Source organism: Candidatus Paracaedibacter symbiosus, assembly GCF_000757605.1.
Lineage (GTDB): Bacteria > Pseudomonadota > Alphaproteobacteria > Paracaedibacterales > Paracaedibacteraceae > Paracaedibacter_A > Paracaedibacter_A symbiosus.
Genome location: NZ_JQAK01000001.1, coordinates 898788 through 918101, shown reverse-complemented (window position 1 = coordinate 918101; position 19314 = coordinate 898788). Strand labels below are relative to the sequence as shown.

18 protein-coding genes, 1 tRNA gene, 1 other RNA gene and 1 pseudogene are annotated in these 19314 nt (G+C 43.0%); 12 read left to right on the top strand and 9 right to left on the bottom strand.

The window, feature by feature from the left end:
- On the bottom strand, window positions 1–673 hold a 673-nt coding region (tssC, locus tag IG80_RS0104215; RefSeq protein ID WP_032112695.1), incomplete at its 3' end, for a type VI secretion system contractile sheath large subunit.
- 21 nt (window positions 674–694) lie between these two features.
- Entirely contained in the window at window positions 695–1252 is a 558-nt protein-coding gene (gene tssB, locus IG80_RS0104210) for a type VI secretion system contractile sheath small subunit (RefSeq protein WP_032113353.1), read from the bottom strand.
- A gap of 133 nt (window positions 1253–1385) precedes the next feature.
- Between tssB and IG80_RS0104205 the strand changes: the two genes are divergently transcribed.
- The 7 genes from IG80_RS0104205 to fliW all read left to right on the top strand — a co-directional run bounded on the left by IG80_RS0104205 (window position 1386) and on the right by fliW (window position 6972).
- Window positions 1386–1655, top strand: coding sequence for a hypothetical protein (locus IG80_RS0104205; protein ID WP_232224320.1), 270 nt, complete (start codon window positions 1386–1388; stop codon window positions 1653–1655).
- Between the two features lie 150 nt (window positions 1656–1805).
- Window positions 1806–2930 (top strand): flagellar basal body P-ring protein FlgI, encoded by a 1125-nt coding sequence (locus IG80_RS0104200; protein ID WP_032112693.1) that lies wholly within the window; start codon window positions 1806–1808, stop codon window positions 2928–2930.
- A 5-nt stretch (window positions 2931–2935) separates the two neighbouring features.
- A complete protein-coding gene (locus tag IG80_RS0104195) occupies window positions 2936–3244 on the top strand; it encodes a rod-binding protein (protein WP_198027176.1) in 309 nt (102 codons plus the stop codon).
- 2 nt (window positions 3245–3246) lie between these two features.
- Entirely contained in the window at window positions 3247–3669 is a 423-nt protein-coding gene (locus tag IG80_RS0104190; RefSeq protein WP_032112691.1) for a flagellar export chaperone FlgN, read from the top strand.
- A gap of 13 nt (window positions 3670–3682) precedes the next feature.
- Window positions 3683–5572 (top strand): FlgK family flagellar hook-associated protein, encoded by a 1890-nt coding sequence (locus tag IG80_RS0104185; RefSeq protein ID WP_032112690.1) that lies wholly within the window; start codon window positions 3683–3685, stop codon window positions 5570–5572.
- 14 nt (window positions 5573–5586) lie between these two features.
- Window positions 5587–6522: a hypothetical protein gene (locus IG80_RS0104180; protein WP_156962026.1), complete on the top strand. Its 936-nt coding sequence runs from the start codon at window positions 5587–5589 to the stop codon at window positions 6520–6522.
- 12 nt (window positions 6523–6534) lie between these two features.
- Entirely contained in the window at window positions 6535–6972 is a 438-nt protein-coding gene (gene fliW, locus IG80_RS0104175; RefSeq protein ID WP_032112688.1) for a flagellar assembly protein FliW, read from the top strand.
- Between the two features lie 103 nt (window positions 6973–7075).
- Here the strand turns inward: fliW and IG80_RS0104170 are convergent, their stop codons facing one another.
- From IG80_RS0104170 to mutS, 3 genes and pseudogenes are all read right to left on the bottom strand, one after another.
- A complete protein-coding gene (locus IG80_RS0104170; protein WP_052046009.1) occupies window positions 7076–8455 on the bottom strand; it encodes a leucyl aminopeptidase family protein in 1380 nt (459 codons plus the stop codon).
- Window positions 8456–8491: 36 nt separating this feature from the next.
- Complete coding sequence (locus IG80_RS0104165) at window positions 8492–9784, bottom strand: AmpG family muropeptide MFS transporter (RefSeq protein WP_032112687.1); 1293 nt, start codon at window positions 9782–9784, stop codon at window positions 8492–8494.
- Window positions 9785–10150: 366 nt separating this feature from the next.
- Window positions 10151–12834 (bottom strand): annotated as a pseudogene (gene mutS / locus IG80_RS12405) (DNA mismatch repair protein MutS).
- Between the two features lie 151 nt (window positions 12835–12985).
- On the opposite strand from mutS, the gene IG80_RS0104155 reads away from it, so the two are divergent.
- From IG80_RS0104155 to IG80_RS0104135, 5 genes are all read left to right on the top strand, one after another.
- Window positions 12986–13864, top strand: a complete 879-nt coding sequence (locus IG80_RS0104155; RefSeq protein WP_052046007.1) for a phosphoribosylaminoimidazolesuccinocarboxamide synthase — start codon at window positions 12986–12988, stop codon at window positions 13862–13864.
- Window positions 13827–14060 carry a BolA family protein gene (locus IG80_RS0104150; RefSeq protein WP_032112686.1) on the top strand — a complete coding sequence of 78 codons (234 nt, stop codon included), beginning with the start codon at window positions 13827–13829 and terminating at the stop codon, window positions 14058–14060. Before IG80_RS0104155 ends, IG80_RS0104150 begins: the two co-directional genes overlap by 38 nt.
- A 73-nt stretch (window positions 14061–14133) precedes the next feature.
- Entirely contained in the window at window positions 14134–14466 is a 333-nt protein-coding gene (gene grxD, locus IG80_RS0104145; protein ID WP_032112685.1) for a Grx4 family monothiol glutaredoxin, read from the top strand.
- Window positions 14467–14599: 133 nt separating this feature from the next.
- Window positions 14600–14675: transfer RNA gene (locus tag IG80_RS0104140), tRNA-Asn, on the top strand.
- Window positions 14676–14971: 296 nt separating this feature from the next.
- On the top strand, window positions 14972–15592 hold the full coding sequence (locus IG80_RS0104135) for a hypothetical protein (RefSeq protein WP_032112684.1): 621 nt from the start codon (window positions 14972–14974) through the stop codon (window positions 15590–15592).
- A gap of 208 nt (window positions 15593–15800) precedes the next feature.
- On the opposite strand, the gene IG80_RS0104130 is transcribed toward IG80_RS0104135, so the two are convergent.
- The 4 genes from IG80_RS0104130 to IG80_RS0104120 all read right to left on the bottom strand — a co-directional run bounded on the left by IG80_RS0104130 (window position 15801) and on the right by IG80_RS0104120 (window position 19231).
- Window positions 15801–16121, bottom strand: coding sequence for a YbaB/EbfC family nucleoid-associated protein (locus tag IG80_RS0104130; RefSeq protein ID WP_032112683.1), 321 nt, complete (start codon window positions 16119–16121; stop codon window positions 15801–15803).
- An 11-nt stretch (window positions 16122–16132) separates the two neighbouring features.
- Window positions 16133–17755, bottom strand: coding sequence for a DNA polymerase III subunit gamma/tau (locus IG80_RS0104125; RefSeq protein WP_032112682.1), 1623 nt, complete (start codon window positions 17753–17755; stop codon window positions 16133–16135).
- A 33-nt stretch (window positions 17756–17788) separates the two neighbouring features.
- Window positions 17789–17886: signal recognition particle sRNA small type (gene ffs / locus IG80_RS13875), an RNA gene on the bottom strand.
- A 79-nt stretch (window positions 17887–17965) separates the two neighbouring features.
- Window positions 17966–19231 (bottom strand): MFS transporter, encoded by a 1266-nt coding sequence (locus IG80_RS0104120; protein ID WP_032112681.1) that lies wholly within the window; start codon window positions 19229–19231, stop codon window positions 17966–17968.
- Window positions 19232–19314: the final 83 nt, after the last annotated feature.

The following is a 19314-nucleotide window of genomic DNA, read 5'->3' as shown; positions in this document are numbered from 1 at the left end:
AATCTTCGCTATCGCGGAAAGAGTTCCATTTGATCAGCTCAAGGCTCTCAAAGATCTTAGCAAGGTCGCGTGGTTTACCCAGATCCTCAAAACTATCCAAGTCAAACAAGCGTGGATGGGCCGCTGTGATAAAGGGCGCATGCGCCGCCGCTGCCACTTGGGAGAGTTTTGACAATAATTCCATATCTTGAGGATGACGCGTGAATTCAAAGTCACCCATCAGACAAGAATAAGGATGGCCACCAAAGGTGCCGTATTCTTCTTCATAGACTTTTTTGAAGAGTTGGCTTTGGTCGAATTCAACAGCTTTTTCCAAATCATCAAGTACTTCTTGCTTTGTCGCATTCAACAAACGTAGCTTTAGATGAGTGCTTGTTTCGGTGTTAAAGACAAGATAATGTAAGCCTCTCCATGACCCTTCTAATTTTTGAAAATCAGGATGGTGCATGAAAGCATTTAGTTGGGCGGCAATTAAGTCGTCCAATTGTTGGATGCGTTGCGTAATAAAAGCAACAGTATCGCTGCTGGTTACTTTTCCTTCTTCAAGAACTTGTTTCACAAATTCGGTGACAAGATCTTTAGCAAAAGGTTTTTGGGCATCGTCGCGGGCAAGCTTCCCTTTCGTCATTAAGACGTCGAGGGTAAGTTTTTCTTGGTTTGTTGTGTCAGCCATGATGTGTCTCTCCCCTTCAGGTTAGCTTGCTGGTGTTTCTTCAGAAGCAGTTGACCCCGCTGCTGGTGCTGCTGCTGCTTCATCAGCGATTCCAAGCTCGGCTTTGAGAGCATCACGTTGATCGGTACTTTGGATAATTTCTTGGAGTAATTCATCCAAGACATCGTTCCCATCAAGCTTGGTCAGCAAATCTTTCAAATGTGTTCTTGCCTCATAAAGTTTTTTAAGCGGCCCAATTTGTTTCACAACATTCAGAGGATTGAAATCATCAATAGTATGAAAAAATAGTTCTGCACTCATATGACTATTATCATTTGTCAATTTATTTTCGACCCGAAGTGGCAAGCGTGTTTTCACTTTTCCCATGATATCATCGAAGTTATCACGGTCAATTTCAACGAATTTGCGCTCTTTTAACTTTGGTAATGGATCAGCTGGAACCCCGGAAAGATCAGCGATAACTCCCATTACAAAAGGAAGTGCTTTCATGACAATCGCGTTACCGATTTCTACGTCGTAGGTAATTTGGACGCGGGGAGGTCTAACGCGATCTAACTTATGTTGTAAACTTTCAACCATTTCGGTTCCTCCATAAACTTTGCTGGCCATAACGGGGCCATTCTTATATTTAGGATGTGCTGAAAAGATTAAATTTTCCTTAAATCTTGAATTTAATTTTTTTCTTTTTGCAGAATTTATCCTACACTTTCATGTGATTGACAAAACTGGAGGCCATGATGAATTGATTCCTAACGAAGGATTTATAGCAAGGTATCCCTCTGTTAAGAGTAATTTTAATATTAAATATACGGGTAAACTTCTTAAGAAGAAATACGGCGAAGTTTTTGGATTACATGCCCTATCAGTTCATTTTTGGGAACATGCAAATGACCCAGCATGGAGTGAGGCTGATGGCCGTCAAGGTGGAGGGGGCAACACCTGCTGGCTCACACACATGCGCTTATGGGCATGGCTGCTGTAAGTAGGGTCTAAATGTCACTTTTTTGGTGTCATCATGACTCGTACCGATGACAATCTCTTCAATTTTCTCTCTCTTCTTTCACTCTATCTTCTCAGTTGGCATGATCTTTGCTTCATTAGGAAACGCAACTAACCCAAAGGTTTATATTTGATGAAGCGGATTTTTTCCTTAGCTATTTCACTTATTTATATATTAGCGACTGCCATTGGAGCCGCCCAGGCCAAAATGTATCCTGTTCGGATCAAAGACATCGTTAGTTTTGAAGGAATTCGCCAAAATCAATTGGTGGGGTATGGGCTTGTTGTTGGGTTGAATGGGACGGGAGATACAGTTAACAACAATCCCTACACGAAAGAAAGTTTGACGGGTATGTTGGAACGTTTAGGCGTCAACATTCGTGATGCTGCAGCCATTGGAAGTACCAACATTGCTGCTGTCATGGTCACCGCAACACTTCCACCCTTTTCAAGACAAGGAAGTACAGTAGATATAACCGTTTCCGCGATTGGAAGTGCAACCGATTTGCGGGGTGGGACATTGTTGGTGACCCCCTTATTAGGAGCTGATGGGGATGTTTATGCCGTCGCACAAGGCCCTGTTGCCGTTGGTGGGTTTACAGCTGCTGGTCAAAGCGGCAGCAAGATCACCAAAGGTGTTCCAACCTCAGGGAAAATCTCTTCCGGCGCTATTGTTGAAAAAGAAGTTGGCTTTGAGCTGGCCAATTTAAACACGATGAATCTAACCTTGCGTAACCCTGACTTTACGACAGCTAAAAGAATTGGAGATGCCATTAATAAGCATTTTACAGGCATTGCCAGAGCCGTGGATCCAACAACCGTTTCCTTATCTATTCCCCCAACGTTTAAAGCCGATTTGGTTGGCTTTTTAACTAAACTTGAACAGCTGACAGTTGTGCCCGATCAAATCGCTAAAGTTGTAATTGATGATCAAGATGGCGTTATTGTTATGGGCGAACATGTCCGTGTTTCAACAGTGGCGGTAACCCATGGCAGTATCACCATTCGTGTTACAGAAACCCCACAAGTCTCCCAACCGAATCCGTTTACGCAAGTTCAATCCGCCACTAAAGTTGATCGTTCTGATATCGATGTCCATGAAGAACAAGGAAAATTCGTGGTGATGGAGTCAGGAGTTACTTTGCAAAAATTAGTGAATGGATTGAATGCATTAGGGGTTACACCACAAGATATGATTACAATTTTGCGCAGTATTAAAGCAGCTGGCGCGCTTCAAGCTGAAATAGAGGTGATCTAATGGATATGATGACAGCTGGAATTGGTTATGCAAATTCACAATTATCTATGCCTAAGCCCAATGCAAGCATGGATCCTAAAAAAGCATGGGATGCGGCGGTACAAGTTGAAAATATGTATGTTAGTCAGTTTATGCAGCAAATGTTTGCGAGCAATAAAGAAGGCATGTTTGGTGGTGGACGGGTCGAAGTGATGTTTCGTTCCTTTTTTGCGGCAAATATTGCCGAGTCAGCTCAATTCAATTTGGGGATTGCCGAGTCAATTTATCCAACACTGTTTAAAAATCAAGGCAATCACCATGAGAAAGGTAAATAATCATGTCTATCCTTGTTGATTCATTTATCAAAGTTGCCAACAAATTTTTAGAAGTGTTGGCTCATGAAAATGAAATGCTGGAACAGCAGGATCTTGGGGATGTTTCTGACTTAGTCCAACAAAAGCAAATGGTTGCCGGACAATACGAGTTGCTTGCTGAAAAATTACTTCTTGCCTTTCCAGGAGAAGAAATTGTCGAACCACAGCGGGAAGAACTGCAAACGGTTGTCCATGCATTGAGTGAGAGACTAAAAGAAAATGAGCAGATGCTTACCATTGCCTTGAAATCAAATGAAAAAATTTTGGATGTGATAGTTCGTTCTTTCAAGAAAAAAGGAACACCAAATTGCTACTACACCAAAGCGGGGAATTTTAGGCGTAATCAGACAACAATTTCGATGATCTCTCTCGATACAAAACTATAAGGAGTAATTCAAAATGACTGCGGTTTCAACTCTCGTTTCCTTGCTTAAAACTGAAAGGGGTTTAAGTAATATCTGTAGCACCAACATTGCTTCTGCTGAGGTTGAAGGGTATGCTCGAAAAGAATCGGATATTGTTAGCTTGGGTATCAATGGTAATTTGAGTGGGGTGACGCTTTCGCAAATCTATAATACTATTGACCCGATTTTGCAAACTCAGACACGCGCACAAAATTCGCTTTATGGAATGCAGCAAGCCACGGATCAACTTTACCAAAAAGTTAACTTGATTTTTGGTAGTAAAGGTTCACAGACTTCTTTTGTGCATAACTTTGGACGGTTTACTTCATCAGTCGGTGAAATTACCGCAAATCCAGATATCACGAAAAAAACACAAGCCATCGCGGATGCAGTTGCCTTTGCCAATCAAATATCAGATGTTGCAAATACAGTGAATGAGTTGCGGGGTAATGCGGATCAGATGCTAGGAGATGCTATTACACAGATTAATACACTTCTTCAGCAAATTAGTGAAAGTAATCAGACAATTTTTAAGTTATCAGCTTCCCTAACTGGATCACCTGCTAACAGCGGTTATATTGATATTACAAGTTTTGAAAATGAGCGTGACGAATATATTCAACAGCTGGCGGGGCTTATTGGGATTGATGTTTATAAAACTGATGACAATAAAGTTAATATTGGTTTGGCAGGAAGTGGCCAAATTCTGGTTCAAGGAATTTATAATTATCAGTTGGATTATACCGCCGCAACATCTGTAAAGCCTGGTGATGCCTTATCGAAAATCCTTTACCTTGGCACAGATATTAAGAATGAAATTATCTCCGGTCAAGTAGCCGGATTAGTCAATATGCGTGATACGGTTTTGCCCAATGCGCAACAGGAATTTGATGAAATGACGCGCGTCATTCGCGATACCGTCAATAAGTTGCATAATCAAGGAGCTTCTTTACGAGGATCACAAACACTCACCGGAACTGCATCAGTTCCTGGCCCAGGGGGAGTTGCAGTTGCTCTTACTTCAGCGCCAGCTATTTCTGGGGCAGGCACAGTTCGTATTGGTGTTATTAATAACCTTGGGACGATCATCGATTATAAAGATGTGGATTTGTCAACAGTAGCAACAGTGAACGACATACTGAATATTAATACAGCCAACTACATGATTAGCACAACCACAACTCCAGCAGTAGGGGGTGGTTTTGCCATAAATCAGTTGGCCAGCGGTGCCATCCAAATTCAAGCTTCAACACCAGGGAATACCATTGTGATTGGGGCAGCAGGGCCAACATTGCCAACTTTAAGTTGCGGCACTCCTTATAATGCAGCAATATCGTTTGGTTTCTCCCATTTCTTAGGGTTAAACAACTTTTTTGTCACTGGCAATGATCTTGTCAGTACCGCGGTAAGCCCAACGGCCAAACCAGGAATTGCGAATCAATTGCAGGTAAGATCAGATATTGCTACCAATCCTAGCTTTTTCTCTGTTGGCAGTTTAGATAGTAATGTTCCAATTTCTGTATCAGTAGACGGGGCATTACCGAATCGGGCAACTGATATTGCCAATCAAATCGTAACGAAGTTAACTACAGGAAAACTCGCTTTTTCAGGGGCAGGTGCTATTTCGGCAATTAATACAGATGCGGCAAGTTATGCAACGCAGTTAATGTCACTGCTGCAAACCGACATTAATCAATCATCACAAAATTTAAAAATGCAAGAGTCGATTTATAACCAGATGGCAGCATTGGCCTCTGAAAAAACAAGCGTAGATGTATCTGATGAACTTATCAAAATCTATAACATCTCAACATCCCAGCAGGTGGCGACCAAAGCACTAAGTATAACATTAGAAATGATAAAATCAATTATTAACATTATTTAAGAGGGATGACAACAATGTCGAGCATGTTATTACCGGCGCCAAATCCAGCGTATCTGACATTTCAAGTGAACAATCGATTAACAGCTTTGAAACTAGAAAAAGAGTATGAATTAGCCACCCAAGAGATTACATCTGGTGGTCGTACAGTCGATTACAGTGATGTTTCAGACGTCGAACTGTTTGTAAGTCAAGAGGTAGCGTTGGAAGCCAATGGAAAATATTCTGATGGTGATAACTATAATATGAATCGCTTGAAGTTTATGGCAGCAGGGATCGATGGATTGAGAAAAATTGCCACAGATTTACAGCAACAAATTTCTATGACAACGAGTGCGGCTGGGACGCCTACAGCTCAACTGATTAACGTTGCCAAGGGCATGCAAACCCAAGTATACAACATCTTGAATTCATCTTTTGGGCAAGAATATCTTTTTTCAGGGACCGCAACCTTAGCCGCATCTGTTTCTTCCATTGATGATTCAGGGGTTACCACAGGCGGTTTCTTACCCACTTATTACACCAAGTATTATCAGGGAAATCAAGACTCTATCGTGTTTAATGCTGATCAGACAACAGCCATTCAGACCAATATTAACGCCAGTAATTTGGGTATAACTGAGTTAATTTATGCCATTAATTTGTGTGTGTATGCCGGCGGTGACCCAAACATTCAAGCCCGGTTGGGGACTGCTAACGACTTATGTAATAAAGCATCACAAGATATTATCAGTGCTAATACAGATATACAAATTCAAATGAAAAATTTAGCCAACTCACAAGAAGGCCTGCTCCTAGACGCACAAAATCTTGAGGAATCCATTAAGGCGGCTGGTTATAAAAACCCTGCCGAAGCATTGCAAGATTATATAGATGCCAGGACCTCACTTGAAATTGCCCAGGCAATTGTGACTAAAAATGATTACATCCTCAATTTGGTTGAAAAAATATAACGGAGACCCTTTATGCTGCAGCAATCAGAAGTCGTTATACACGATAAGCTAGGTGAGGGGGTAAGGCTCCTCATGCCTCAGGGTATTATTGGGTTTCACGAATTAAAGCATTATTGTTTTAATCCGATTAATAACGGTGATCAGCCGGGAGTTTTTTGGTTGTTGCAATCCCATGAATATGAAAAAATTGCTTTTATTTTACTAGAAAGCAATGCGCTTAAAGACCGTGTGGAGGTGGATTTAAAGGATCTCTCTACGATGGCAGAGCGTTACGGGATTCAAGTAGAGGCATGTGAGCTATTTTACGTGACAACCATAGACCGCTCTGATTCTGCAAACAAAAAAGTAACAGTTAATCTACGAGCTCCGGTTGTGATTGATTTTGGTCAACAACACGCCTGGCAAGTCATCTTACCAGATTCTAAATATGAAATTAATTATGCTTTGTAAGTTTTTTCAAAGAATGTCAATTTGTCAGCTAAAATGACTATCTACCTCGAAATAATTGGAGAAGGGGCTTTAATCCCCATCTCTTCAATTATTTCGGGTCTCACTATCGTCTGTCGTGCAACCAAGAGCAGATAAACTCATAAGCAGCCCGCAGTGCCATCGCGTCACCTCCTTCAGGTCTTCCAGGCGTACTGCTTAAGTTGTAAGCCATCAAATCGAGGTGAATCCATGGCGTGTCATGGGCAATGAAATGGTCAAGAAACAGAGCCGCGATAATGGCGCCACCGTAGCTGCTTTTACCGGTGCTACTCAAATCTGCAAATGGTGTTTTAAGTTGTTTAGCATAGGGTTTATGAAGGGGAAGTGGCCAAACAGGATCATTTACTTTAGTTGCTGCTAAGACAAAGTGATTGGCTAGTATTTGCCGGTTACAAAACAGAGCCGGAAGGTCGGTGCCCAGAGCCACACGTGCAGCGCCAGTTAAAGTGGCAAAATCAATGATGAGATCTGGCTTATTTTGGGAGGCTTCCTCAAGGGCATCCGCCAGGATTAATCGCCCTTCCGCGTCCGTATTACCGATCTCAACTGTCAACCCTTTTCTGGTTTTGATGATATCCAGCGGGCGCATGGCATTGCCGCTAACACTATTTTCTACGGCGGGAATGTAAAGATCCAGGTCAACGGGGAGGTTCATCGCTAAAATTAATTGAGACAGACTAAGAGCATGGGCAGCGCCGCCCATATCTTTTTTCATCAAGAGCATGTTGCTGGCTGGTTTTAGGTCTAACCCCCCTGAATCAAAACAAACACCTTTCCCCACAAGGCTTAGTTTTTTAACGGCCTGCGAGTGCCGATGTTGAAGATGGATATAGCAGGGTTCAGCTGCGGCTGCTTTGCCAACGGTATAAACGGCAGGGTAGTCTTGCTTTAACTGGGATCCTTTGACAACCCGAATTGTTGCCTGATATTTCTGGGCAAGGTTTTGTGCCAAGTTCGCCAAGGTATCGGGCGTGAAATCAGCTGCGGGCATATTAATCCAATCCCGAACATTAGTAATGGCTTCAAGATGTGCCTCCACCCAAGTTTGTTCAGCTGTTTTTGGCCAGGCAAGTTGTTTTGCAGGCACTACGCCAGCTTGGCAATATTTTTTAAAGCTGTAAAAGGAGAGTCCCCAGGCGAGGCAGGCTTGATTTGCCTGAAGAGTATCAAGGTCTGCTTCCAGGCGAAATGTTCCCATGGGTAGTTTTTGTGCCAGAGCCGCATACTGCCAGAAGGTCTCATCCTCACCCCACAAAACTTGAGCAAGACTACCACTTGAAGTGGGGATAAGAGCGATTGAACCTGGTTCTGCCGTAAACCCTGTGGATTTTAGCCATCCGTGGGTGAAGCTGTCCTGTTTCTCAAGCCATGGCAGATAGGAGTTTTTATTAAGACAGGAAATAGGGATAGACGGCGCTTCAGCTTCAATAAAAAAGGATGACATAGGACACCACACATATTCAAAATTGATTACTCTAGATTATGCAACGCGAGCGATAGGATTTTCAAGGGGCTCGGTATCACGTTTCTTTTCAATGTTAAGGACAAAACCGATGGTAGGAACAACAAGAAGTGCGCAAACAAGAAATAATAAGCTCCAGCTGCAGTGATCAGCAAGCCAACCAGCGATAGCTGATGCTGCTACTCGAGCAAACGATCCAATAGAATAAAGGAGAGTAAAGTGGGTGGCTGTGTGTGGTTTGCAACAAAAAACAGAAATATACGCAATGAACACGGTGGAAATAAGACCGGAGCAAAGACTTTCAGCACCAACGGTGATTATCAGGACGTTATAGTCATAGCCAACAAGAGCCTGAATTGCGAACATCAAACACGACATACCTTGGAGCAACGTTGACAAAATGACAGCATTCAAAGCGCCAAAACGCCTAATCAAAAGACCCCCTAATAACCCACCAACAACCATTAAGGTAATACCAAAGATTTTGGAAATATTGGCAAATTCAACCTTACTGAATCCCAGATCGCACAAGAACGGCGCGCTCATGGAGTTTAAAACAGCGTCAGCAAACTTAAAACAGAAAATAAAGAGAACAAGACTTCCAAATGTTTCTTTGTGGGAAAATTGGCGCCAAGGCTGCAAGACAAATGCTTGGATGCGCTGCGAAAAAGAACGTGGCAGAGGAGACTCCTTTAACTGCACTACTTTTTCCAATTTTGGTTCTGGCATGACCAGGACTGTGATCATGCCAATCAACATTGCAGCAGCCATGAGGTGATAAGCTGTTTGCCAATCAAAAAGCGCAGCCAAATAAAGGGCGCCAGCGCCTGAGGCAATCATCCCAAAACGGAAGCCAACACTTTCCAATGCGGCGGCCATTCCTCTATTGGAATCCGAAATAATTTCAATACGATAGGCATCGTAAACGATATCTTGCGTGGCTGAGAAAAGAGCAACCAAAAAAGCACAGGCAGCTGTTAACAAGATAGAGTTGGAGGGATTACAAAAGCCAAGTGCCACAATCGATAGAATAAGTCCGAGTTGAGCTAAAAGCGCCCAGGAACGGCGTTGCCCAAAGTACTGTGAGATGAGGGGGATTTTCACGCGATCCAGCATAGGCGCCCAGAAGAATTTTAAGCTATAAGGCAAACTAATCAGCATGAATAAGCCAATAGTGGTTTTGTCAATACCTGATTCGGTCAGCCAGAAACTAAGGGTAGAGAGAGTCAATAAGAAGGGCAGGCCACTTGAAAATCCAAGTAGCAAAATGATCCAAAGGTTCTTATTCAGAAAGGACAGACGATTTACCATTTAGGTCCCAAATTTTAATATGACATCGGTGTCATTCTTGCTATAAGATGCTTTCTCACGGGAAATCGTAATGACGAATTCTTTCAAAAGTGAGAGCCAATTCTTGTGGGCACTTATAACACACTCAAACAACAGAAAGCCAATGATGAGCGTCGTTTTTGCCTCAAAGTTGCCGATATCTATTTGTCGTAATCCCAGCTCTTTAAATTATGTGGGTCTATAAGTACGCAGATGACATTAGCAGGAAGCCTACACACCATACATTCTTAAATAATTGTATCGGAAATTTCTCAATAACTAGTTAACACATTTTCGTTAAAAAAGATAATAAATTTACTTAGGTCACATGAGGTGCACAGAACCTAATTACCCCTCGTTCAATGCCAAGTTCTTTATTTGATATAAGATATCAAGGGCTTCACGCGGGCTTAAGGCATCCACATCAAGGGTTAGCAGCTGCCGTTCAACGGCAGAGGGGCCTTTGGGTGTTGTCATAAAAGTGTCAGGAACAATAATTCCTTCTTTTTTCTCTGCCTCTAAGGTTGTAAGAATCTGGGAGGCGCGATCAATCACGGCTTGTGGTAATCCAGCAAGAGCAGCGACATGAATGCCATAAGACCGATCTGCAGCGCCAGAGATCACTTCATGCAAGAAAATAACTTTCCCATTCCATTCGCGAATCCGCATGGTTTTACACGCAACTGTTGGTAGCGTTTTTTCGAGTTGAGTCAATTCGTGATAATGGGTGGCAAAAAGCGTGCGGCAACCATTTTCCTTTGCCAATGCTTCCATCACGGCCCAGGCAATGGAAAGACCATCATAAGTGGCAGTGCCTCTGCCAATCTCATCTAAAATCACAAACGAACGATTGGTTGATTGATGCATGATGGCTGCTGTTTCAACCATTTCCACCATAAAAGTTGATCGCCCTGCTGCCAAATCATCGGCCGCACCAACGCGACTGAAAATCCGATCTACCACCCCAATGTGAGCGGCTGTGGCGGGAACAAAAGACCCCATTTGTGCTAAGATCGCAATCAGGGCATTTTGGCGCAAATAAGTGCTCTTCCCTGCCATATTAGGTCCGGTGAGAAGGAAGATTTTTTTGTCATCAATAAAGCGACAGTCATTGCGGACAAAAGAGATGGATGATTCTTTTTTAGCACAGAGGCAACTACGGGATGGAATCCTTGCTGCACGTCAAAAGTCAGGCTTTCATCAACAATCGGACGACAATAATTTTGATCGATGGCAAGTTCTGCCAATGCGCTTAATACATCAATCACCGCCAAGGCACGGCAACATCCCAGAATGCCGCTCACCTGCAGTTTGATATCTTGCACTAAATCCTCAAAAATTTTGAGCTCAAGATCCAAGATTTGCTGGGCGGCTGAGACTATTTTCTTCTCTACTTCTGCTAATTCTGGCGTGGTGTAGCGCAAGCTTGATGCCATCGTTTGTCGATGAATAAAATCATCGGGAATCTTTTGAGCATGACTCACTCCCACATCGATGTGATAACCAATGACGTTATTGTGTTTGATTTTGAGAGTGTTGACACCTGTGCGCGCAATATACTCTTCTTGAAGTTTAGCAAGGTGTTCTTTGCTGTGATCACGAAAATAACGGAAGGAATCAAGTTCACTGTTATAATCAGATGCAATAAAGTTGCCATCACGAGCTTGAAAGGGGAGCGACTCGCCAAGGGCACGCGCCAGTTTATCAATAGTATCTCCAAAGGAGCCAAGTTTTTCCAAAGTTTTTTCAAGGAGGAGGGGCACTTCTACTTGCGAAAGGGATTGTTTTAGCTGCTGTGCTTGGGCCAACCCATCCCGAATCGCACCGAGATCTCGGGGATTGCCCCGACCCAGATTAAGGCGCGATAAAGCGCGTTCCACATCTGGACATAACTTTAAAACTTCGCGTAGATAATTGCGGATATTTTGATGTTGAATCAAGAAATCAACACAGGTCAAACGGTGATTAATTTGCTCAGCATTGGTGAGAGGCGCAGAGAGATAAAAGCTCAATGTCCGGCTGCCTGCAGCTGTTAAGGTATAGTCAATTGTATCAAGCAAGCTGCCAACTTTTTGCCCAGATTGCGTGGTATGAAGCTCAAGGCTTTTCCGTGTCGCTGGATCGATAACCATTAATTGACTATTTTTCAATTGGCGCGGTCGATCAATCAGTTTAAGGGCCGATTTTTGCGTAATTTGAATATAATCAATAAGCGCTCCTGCTGCTCTCACTTCCGCATCAGAAAAATAACCAAAAGCATCAAGGGTTTTGACAACATACACTTCTTCTAGGCGTCGTTTACAGTTTTCAATGTCAAAACGCGCCTGGGGTAGAGGTGAGAGTTTCTTCTTCCATTGGTTTAAATGCTCAAACAAAGAAGGTTCCTGCAACAGCTTATCCGGGATGACAATTTCAACCGGATTCAAGCGTGACAGCACGCCAGGGAGATGTTTAAGATCAGTTGATTCAATAAAAAAAGTGCCGGTTGAAAGGTCGATCACCGCCACCCCAATGTCACTTTTAGTAAGAGGAGAAATGGCTAAAAGAAAGTTGTTTTGCCGGGAGTTCAAAAGTGTTTCTTCTGTCAATGTGCCAGGAGTGACAACGCGCACGACTTCCCGCTTGAGCGGCCCTTTGGCACCCCGTTTTTTCGCTGTTTCTGGATCTTCAACTTGCTCACAAATAGCCACTTTATGGCCTTTTTGAATGAGGCGAGCCAAATAAGTTTCATAGGTGTGGGCGGGAACACCACACATGGGGATATCATCACCTTCAGTTTTGCCCCGTTTGGTCAGGACGATATCCATATCTCTTGCAGCAATCACAGCATCATCAAAAAATAACTCGTAAAAATCACCAAGGCGGAAGAATAGAAGGGAGTCGGAATACTCTTCTTTCAACTGACAATATTGTGCCATCACAGGCGATAGATTTCCGGGAATAGGTGATTTTTGTGGTTGAGGGAGTTCAATCGTCTCGATAGATTTTTCTTCGGAATTTTCTTGAAAACCTAAATTGAGTGCTGCTTGCATGGATCTTTTATTAATTATTATGGTGATATATCCCTTTTTTAGGTCAATTTAGCTTCTCTCACAAGTGTTTAGTGTGGTTTTTGTTTGAATTCATGATATAAGATGACTAACTAAGGATAAAACATAACTTCCATGAAAGGCGAGTTTATCTATGGCTATTCGCTTCCTTTCTCCCTGGTTGGATCACAAGAAAAAATCACGGCGGCCTCAGATTTTTGAAGGGGTTACTAAGAAGCTATTTCAAGGTGCTGACCCTGGAACCTATGTGCTGAACTTTAAAGACTATATTGAATCAAAAGATTATAAAATTCACCCTTTTCCTGGGAAAGGGGCGATGGCGAATAAATTTTCTGAAACCATGATGTCGCGCTTTGAAGAAGTGCATGTAGCAACTCACTTTATCAAACGCCTCAATATGTCTGAGCAAGCGGTAAAGGCTGTTGAAATGCTCCCTTTTCGTGTGGTGACGCATAATCAAGCCGTGGGCGATTTTGCCGCGCGTTTGGGAATTGAGGAATTTAGTATTATGGAACGGCCGGTGATTGAGCTTCACATGAAATTACGTCATCAAAAAGATAAAATTGTTACCGCCATGCACCTTGATGCTCTCAATTGGGTTCGTCAGCACGAAATTGATTATCTTTACTTTATTGTGGGGAGAATCAATGATAATCTGTTGGGGCAATTCCAGGGAGTAGGGCTGAAGCTCTTGAGTTTTAGCTTAGAGTTTGGTCGCGATTATCGCGCCAATATGCTAGAAGAGAGTCTTATTTTAGTGGCGGATGAGTTATCCCCAGAAAATCTCCTCGTCCAGGATGTTGAAACTGGAAAAGTTTTGACAATTTTTGAAGAAGATGAAACAGGATTCACGCTGAATATTGCAAATTATTTGGAAATTGCTAAACGATTTGGTGTTATCCCTACTGCATCAGAGGTAGAAGAAACTCCTTCAAAGGTTTCTTGGTTATTAATGATGAAAGAGAGATTAGAAAATGGCAATGCCAGCAAGCGAAATAAAAACATTGATTGAAGACGCTATTCCAGGTGCTCATGTGGAGATTAAGGATTTGGCAGGTGATAATGACCATTTTGCAGCCTACGTGACATCGGACGCTTTTCGTGGTAAAACTCGAGTTCAACAACACCAGATGGTATATCAGGCGCTCGGAACCAGAATGGGTGGTGAGTTACATGCCTTGGCCGTCTATACGACGGTTCCAGAGTAACCCCCTCGGTGAGCGCCGTATTACCCCGTGATCTGGATGGTCGCGAGTTATATGAAATAAAGGATTAAGTTAAATGAGCAAAGAAAATATTTTGCAAACTATTGATGCTGATATTAAAAACACCCCTGTAATTTTATTTATGAAGGGCACATCAACGATGCCCCAGTGTGGTTTTTCTGCAGTGGTTGTTCAAATTTTAAATGCCTTAAATGTTCCTTTTAAGGATGTCAACGTGCTAGCAGATCCTGAAGCACGCCAGGGAATTAAAGATTACAGCAATTGGCCAACTATTCCCCAACTTTATATTAAAGGGGAATTTATTGGTGGTAGTGATATCGTGCGCGAAATGTATCAGACAGGTGAATTACAGCAACATTTGAAAGATGCGGGTGTTTTAGTAAACTAATTGAATTAATGTGACTTTTTCTTAGCCCTCTTTCTTTTTCGAGAAAGGGGGAATTTTTTTGTCTGGAAAAGTGAAAAAAATATTAAAAAAGTCTTTGTCTTGTGTTGGCAGTTATGCTATTAAAATAGTGTGTTCCCCGATAGCTCAGTCGGTAGAGCAAGTGGCTGTTAACCACTGGGTCGGCGGTTCGAGTCCGTCTCGGGGAGCCATTTTATGGCTCCTTTTTTTATTATATCTCCCTCACTTTTATATCCTGATCACCATTCAAGTATTGACTCGTCATTGCCTAACCTTGTTGGTTTTAAAATAGGTCTATTATAGTGAATCCAAATGATATTCCGAAAATTATAGCACTCAAATTTGAGGTGATTTTTCCGCCTGGCCGACAAAGCGAGTTGGCTCCGCCTGAGGAGGTCAAGCTGAAAAAAGACCACGAAATTAATCATTTTTTAAATACATTTAGTGTACTTTTACAAATGCCATAAAGTGTAAGGAGTATTTTAAAATGACATTCAGAATTTTCTTAATATCTGCAGCTCTGATGCTGGGAGTGAGTTCAGCAAATGCCTTTAATTTTGGAGGTATGCTTAGCCAAGGGGGTGCTAAACTTGGTGGGATGATAGGGGATACCAAATGTACGGCTAATGCGTGTGGTCGTGATAATGTAGCACCTAACACAGTTAATTACTGCTTTGAACAAGGGGCTGATCGCATTCGAAAAAATTCTAATTGTGCGCATGCCTTTGCCTCAAAATATTGCTTCCCAGGAACCGAGCATGATCAGGCATGTCAGAATATAGCTAAAGTTTTGACAGATGTCCATTATAGTAGTGCTCATAATGGTAACCAAAATTTTGGAAACCAAGGTCACTACAATAATCAACAAAATCAATATGGTAATAATGGAAACCAGAGAGCTGGCAATCAAAATTTTAGACCTCAAGGCCAACCTAACCAAAGTCAATATAATCAAGGCAATTATGGCAATAATCAAGCCAATGATCAGGATATGGAAGGTTATTATGACCAAAGTCAATATGACCAAGGAAATTATGGCAATGATCAAGGCTACTATGATAATAACCAAGGAAATTATGATAATGACCAAGGAAATTATGGTAATTAAGTTCGCGGAAATCGCAAGCTTCATAAAGCTTAGAAAATACTAGCTTGCCGGTTAAAATTACTAGGTATAAAAAATCCCCTTCAATAAAAAGGGGATTTTTTATTTCTTGACGTAAGTCGACAGAGGGGGCAAGAAAACCAAGGAATTCTACCTCTTGGGTTTTCCCGCGATAAGCAACTTCACATTTCTTCCAAGGAAATAATCCAAATCAAAATGGCATTTTGAATCCAGGAATATTCATGCCGCCGGTGACTTTGCCCATTTCTTCGGCAGTGTGGGCTTCAAGTTTTGCTTTGGCATCATTAAAAGCAGCCACAATTAAGTCTTCTAATACTTCAGTTTCTTGAGGATCCACAAGGGATGGATCAATCTTTAAGCTGCGCATCTCACCTTTGCCATTGATAGTGATTTGCACCAATCCAGCGCCAGAGGAGCCAGAAATTTCAACTTGCTCAAGCTTTTGCTGCATTTCAGCCATACGCTCTTGCATGGCTTGCGCCTGTTTCATTAATTGACCGATATTTTTCATCAAAAATCTCCTTAATTTGTGTTGTGGACAGCTGCCGAGGCGTTAGGGAAAGCCGCTAAAATTTCTTGCACCACTGGGTGGTTGAGAGAGTCAACTTCAAGTTGTTGCTTTCTTTGGATATTTTGATCAGCAACAGTTGCCTGACCTGTCTCCCCCGACAACGCCACCTGCCATTTTTCCCCGGTGGTCCGTAATAACAGAGCTTCTAATTCAGTTGCCAGTGTTTTTGGAGCTCGCTCATTGAGGCGCAGTTCAATCTTGTAAGGGGCAAAGGATACCAAATGTACATCTTGCATCAGATAACTATAAAGGAGAGGCTGTCGGGCTGAGGCGACAATCGACAGCACACCCTCAAAGGAGATTGGTGCGGCCTGTTGAAGTGGTGTTGCAGCAGTGATCACAGCCGGAGCTACCGCTGGAGAGGCAATTGGCGCTATCGTGGGTGTTAGCGCGGCAGAGGTGGTGCTGCGATTGGTGCTTGTGCTTCCCCCTTGAAGCAAGGTTGCTAGATCCGCGGCGCTTGGAAATTCGCTGAGATGGCATAGCCGAATCAATACCATTTCGGTTGCCTGGGTCGGCAGAGGGGAGCGGGTAACTTCTTCGTATCCTTTGGACAATACTTGCCAGGCGCGAGAGAGGGCCGCCAATGAGATTTTCTGGGCGATCGCCATACCCTGCTCGCGGTCACTAATCGGCCAAGTTTGATCGTTTTTTAAGGCTGGCGTTACCTTTAAACAGGTAATCCAGTAGGTTAAGTCTAAGAGCTCTTGCAAGATGATGACAGAGTCACCGCCAAGTCTATGCAGACTTCGTACTTCAGTGAGTGCCTCAACAATATTGCCGGCAAAAAGGGTGTCGATGAGGGTGAATAAACGGCCTCGGTCGACCAGGCCTAGCATATTACGTACAGCTTCGGCGGTAATATTTGTTCCAGAAAGGGCGATAGCTTGGTCAAGCAAGGAAAGACCATCACGTGCTGATCCATCAGCGGCGCGGACGATAAGCGCTAGGGCCTCGTCTTCAACACTCACCGCTTCAGCTGTTGCAATTTTTTTAAACAGATTCAAAAGCACTTCGCCACTAATGCGACAGAGGTCCAACTTCATACAGCGTGACAAAACTGTGTCCGGTATTTTTTTTAGTTCCGTGGTGGCAAAAATAAATTTGACATGCGGTGGTGGTTCTTCAAGAGTTTTTAGCAGCGCGTTAAAGGCGCTCTTGGAAAGCATGTGAACTTCGTCAATGATGTAAATTTTATAGTTTGCACTGATCGCTTTATAGCGTGCTGCCTCAATCACCTCGCGGATATCATCTACGCCAGTTCGGCTGGCGGCGTCCATCTCTATAATGTCGAGGTGGCGGTCTTCAGTAATAGCAACGCAAGAGGGGCATGTATCACATGGATTAGGCGTTGGATCAGTGGGGTTCATCCCAGTGCAATTCAGAGCTTTGGCAATAATTCGGGCTGTGGTTGTTTTGCCAACTCCTCGAATCCCATGCAAAACAAAGGCATTAGGCAACTTTTGCTGCTTGATTGCCTGGCTCAAGGTTTGCACCAAAACATCCTGTCCAACTAAATCGGAAAGAGTTTGCGGGCGATATTTACGAGCGAGAACGCGATAAACTTCTGTCATGGTGAGACTTTTGAAAAAAACACTTTATAAAAGGGTGGAAGATCACGAGGCGACCCGCATCGTTCCCGTTATGGCTGCTTCCTTCCGGACCTGACCAGATTCACAAGTGATCACGTCCGCCGTGATCTTCCATTGCGAACTATAGCAAATCGATCCAGGGATGTCTCTTAAAAAATCTAGAGAATTTAAGAGACCTCTTTTGACCTCCGATTAGATGACTTCTACAGCAACATGCTTGGGTACTCTTTTTAAGAAGAAAGACAAGATAAAAGACACTAGGGTTGAAATAATCACAAGAGACATCGCGCCTTGGTAATCTTGCACTGTGTAAAGGGGGAGGCCAGAGTCTGAGAGGGTGCCGTCCCACAACATATGGAGGACTTGGCCAATTTGTTTTTGGACAACGGCTGCGCCCAGAGTCACGATAAAATTGATGAATCCTGTCACGGTAGCGGCGGCAGAAATGTTCATGGTTTCGCAACAAATGGAGAAGCAAAGAACTTCACCGCCGGCACAAAACCCAATAGCAAACAAGATGGCATAAATCGCCCAAAGAGAACTTATATCCCCAAAAACGAGAAGAGTGAGAAGGCTGGCAATCATTATGGCTGAGCCACCAATAAGCGGACGGCGATCTCTAAAGAAACTGCTTAGGAAAGCAATGATGATCACGCCAAAACAGGTGCCAACGTAGATCATTGACACAGCTTGGGCGGCAACATTTTTTGTGAGCTCGTACTTCAGCATGATGAAGGAAACACCCCACAGGTCAGCAAATACAGATATAGACAAGTAGATGCCTACAGCAACAATGGCATACATCCAGCAAAAAGAACTTTTAAAGACGTCTCGAATGTTATTCCATGTATCCTGGCGGGCAAGGGTTGATGTTTTGTGTTCAGTCGTGGTCCGATCACGTAAAAACAATACGTTGAGGAGCAAGATAATAACACCAAGGCCAGCCAATAAGTAAAAGCTATCGCGCCAACCAAAATGAGTGTTCATTACGGTAAGAGGTGCCCCTCCAATCAAGGCCCCGCATGTACCGATCGTTACGGTTAAAGCAAACAGAAGTGCTTTTTTCTCAACTGGAAACCAATCGCTGGAAATTTTACTCACACATACAAAAGCGCAAGCTGAGCCCGAGCCAATCAAGGCACGTGATAGATAGACGATATATAGGCTATCCGTATAGGCAAATAAAGCAACGCCAACCGTACACATCAAGATAGATAAGATGACCATACGTCTGGCGCCAAAAAGGTCGGATAGGATACCTGCTGGAATTTGTAAAATGGCATAGAAAAAAGTGCTAATGGCTGCAAGGCTGCCAAACCCATGGGCATCGAGTTTAAAGCCAGCCATAATTTCGTCGGTCATTACACTTGGAGAGACACGTAAAATGTATTGGTATAGGTAATAAGCGACTACCAAAAGCCACATAACAATACCTAACTTCTTCATTTCCCGAGTCATTTAAATTCTCCGTTTTTGCGTGATGAGATGAGAGTGGCACTTTAGCTGTTTAGAACAGCCTATCCAGTACATAATCTTGCACA

Excerpts from the sequence above, each read along its gene's own strand:
- IG80_RS0104155 (WP_052046007.1), top strand. The coding sequence starts at position 12,986 with ATGGCTATTCGCTTCCTTTCTCCCTGGTTGGATCACAAGAAAAAATCA.
- IG80_RS0104200 (WP_032112693.1), top strand. The coding sequence starts at position 1,806 with ATGAAGCGGATTTTTTCCTTAGCTATTTCACTTATTTATATATTAGCG.
- tssB (WP_032113353.1), bottom strand. The coding sequence starts at position 1,252 with ATGGTTGAAAGTTTACAACATAAGTTAGATCGCGTTAGACCTCCCCGC.
- IG80_RS0104135 (WP_032112684.1), top strand. The coding sequence starts at position 14,972 with ATGACATTCAGAATTTTCTTAATATCTGCAGCTCTGATGCTGGGAGTG.
- IG80_RS0104165 (WP_032112687.1), bottom strand. The coding sequence starts at position 9,784 with ATGGTAAATCGTCTGTCCTTTCTGAATAAGAACCTTTGGATCATTTTG.
- IG80_RS0104180 (WP_156962026.1), top strand. The coding sequence starts at position 5,587 with ATGTCGAGCATGTTATTACCGGCGCCAAATCCAGCGTATCTGACATTT.
- grxD (WP_032112685.1), top strand. The coding sequence starts at position 14,134 with ATGAGCAAAGAAAATATTTTGCAAACTATTGATGCTGATATTAAAAAC.
- IG80_RS0104125 (WP_032112682.1), bottom strand. The coding sequence starts at position 17,755 with ATGACAGAAGTTTATCGCGTTCTCGCTCGTAAATATCGCCCGCAAACT.
- IG80_RS0104150 (WP_032112686.1), top strand. The coding sequence starts at position 13,827 with ATGGCAATGCCAGCAAGCGAAATAAAAACATTGATTGAAGACGCTATT.
- IG80_RS0104195 (WP_198027176.1), top strand. The coding sequence starts at position 2,936 with ATGATGACAGCTGGAATTGGTTATGCAAATTCACAATTATCTATGCCT.
- IG80_RS0104120 (WP_032112681.1), bottom strand. The coding sequence starts at position 19,231 with ATGACTCGGGAAATGAAGAAGTTAGGTATTGTTATGTGGCTTTTGGTA.
- fliW (WP_032112688.1), top strand. The coding sequence starts at position 6,535 with ATGCTGCAGCAATCAGAAGTCGTTATACACGATAAGCTAGGTGAGGGG.
- IG80_RS0104185 (WP_032112690.1), top strand. The coding sequence starts at position 3,683 with ATGACTGCGGTTTCAACTCTCGTTTCCTTGCTTAAAACTGAAAGGGGT.
- IG80_RS0104130 (WP_032112683.1), bottom strand. The coding sequence starts at position 16,121 with ATGAAAAATATCGGTCAATTAATGAAACAGGCGCAAGCCATGCAAGAG.
- IG80_RS0104190 (WP_032112691.1), top strand. The coding sequence starts at position 3,247 with ATGTCTATCCTTGTTGATTCATTTATCAAAGTTGCCAACAAATTTTTA.
- IG80_RS0104170 (WP_052046009.1), bottom strand. The coding sequence starts at position 8,455 with ATGTCATCCTTTTTTATTGAAGCTGAAGCGCCGTCTATCCCTATTTCC.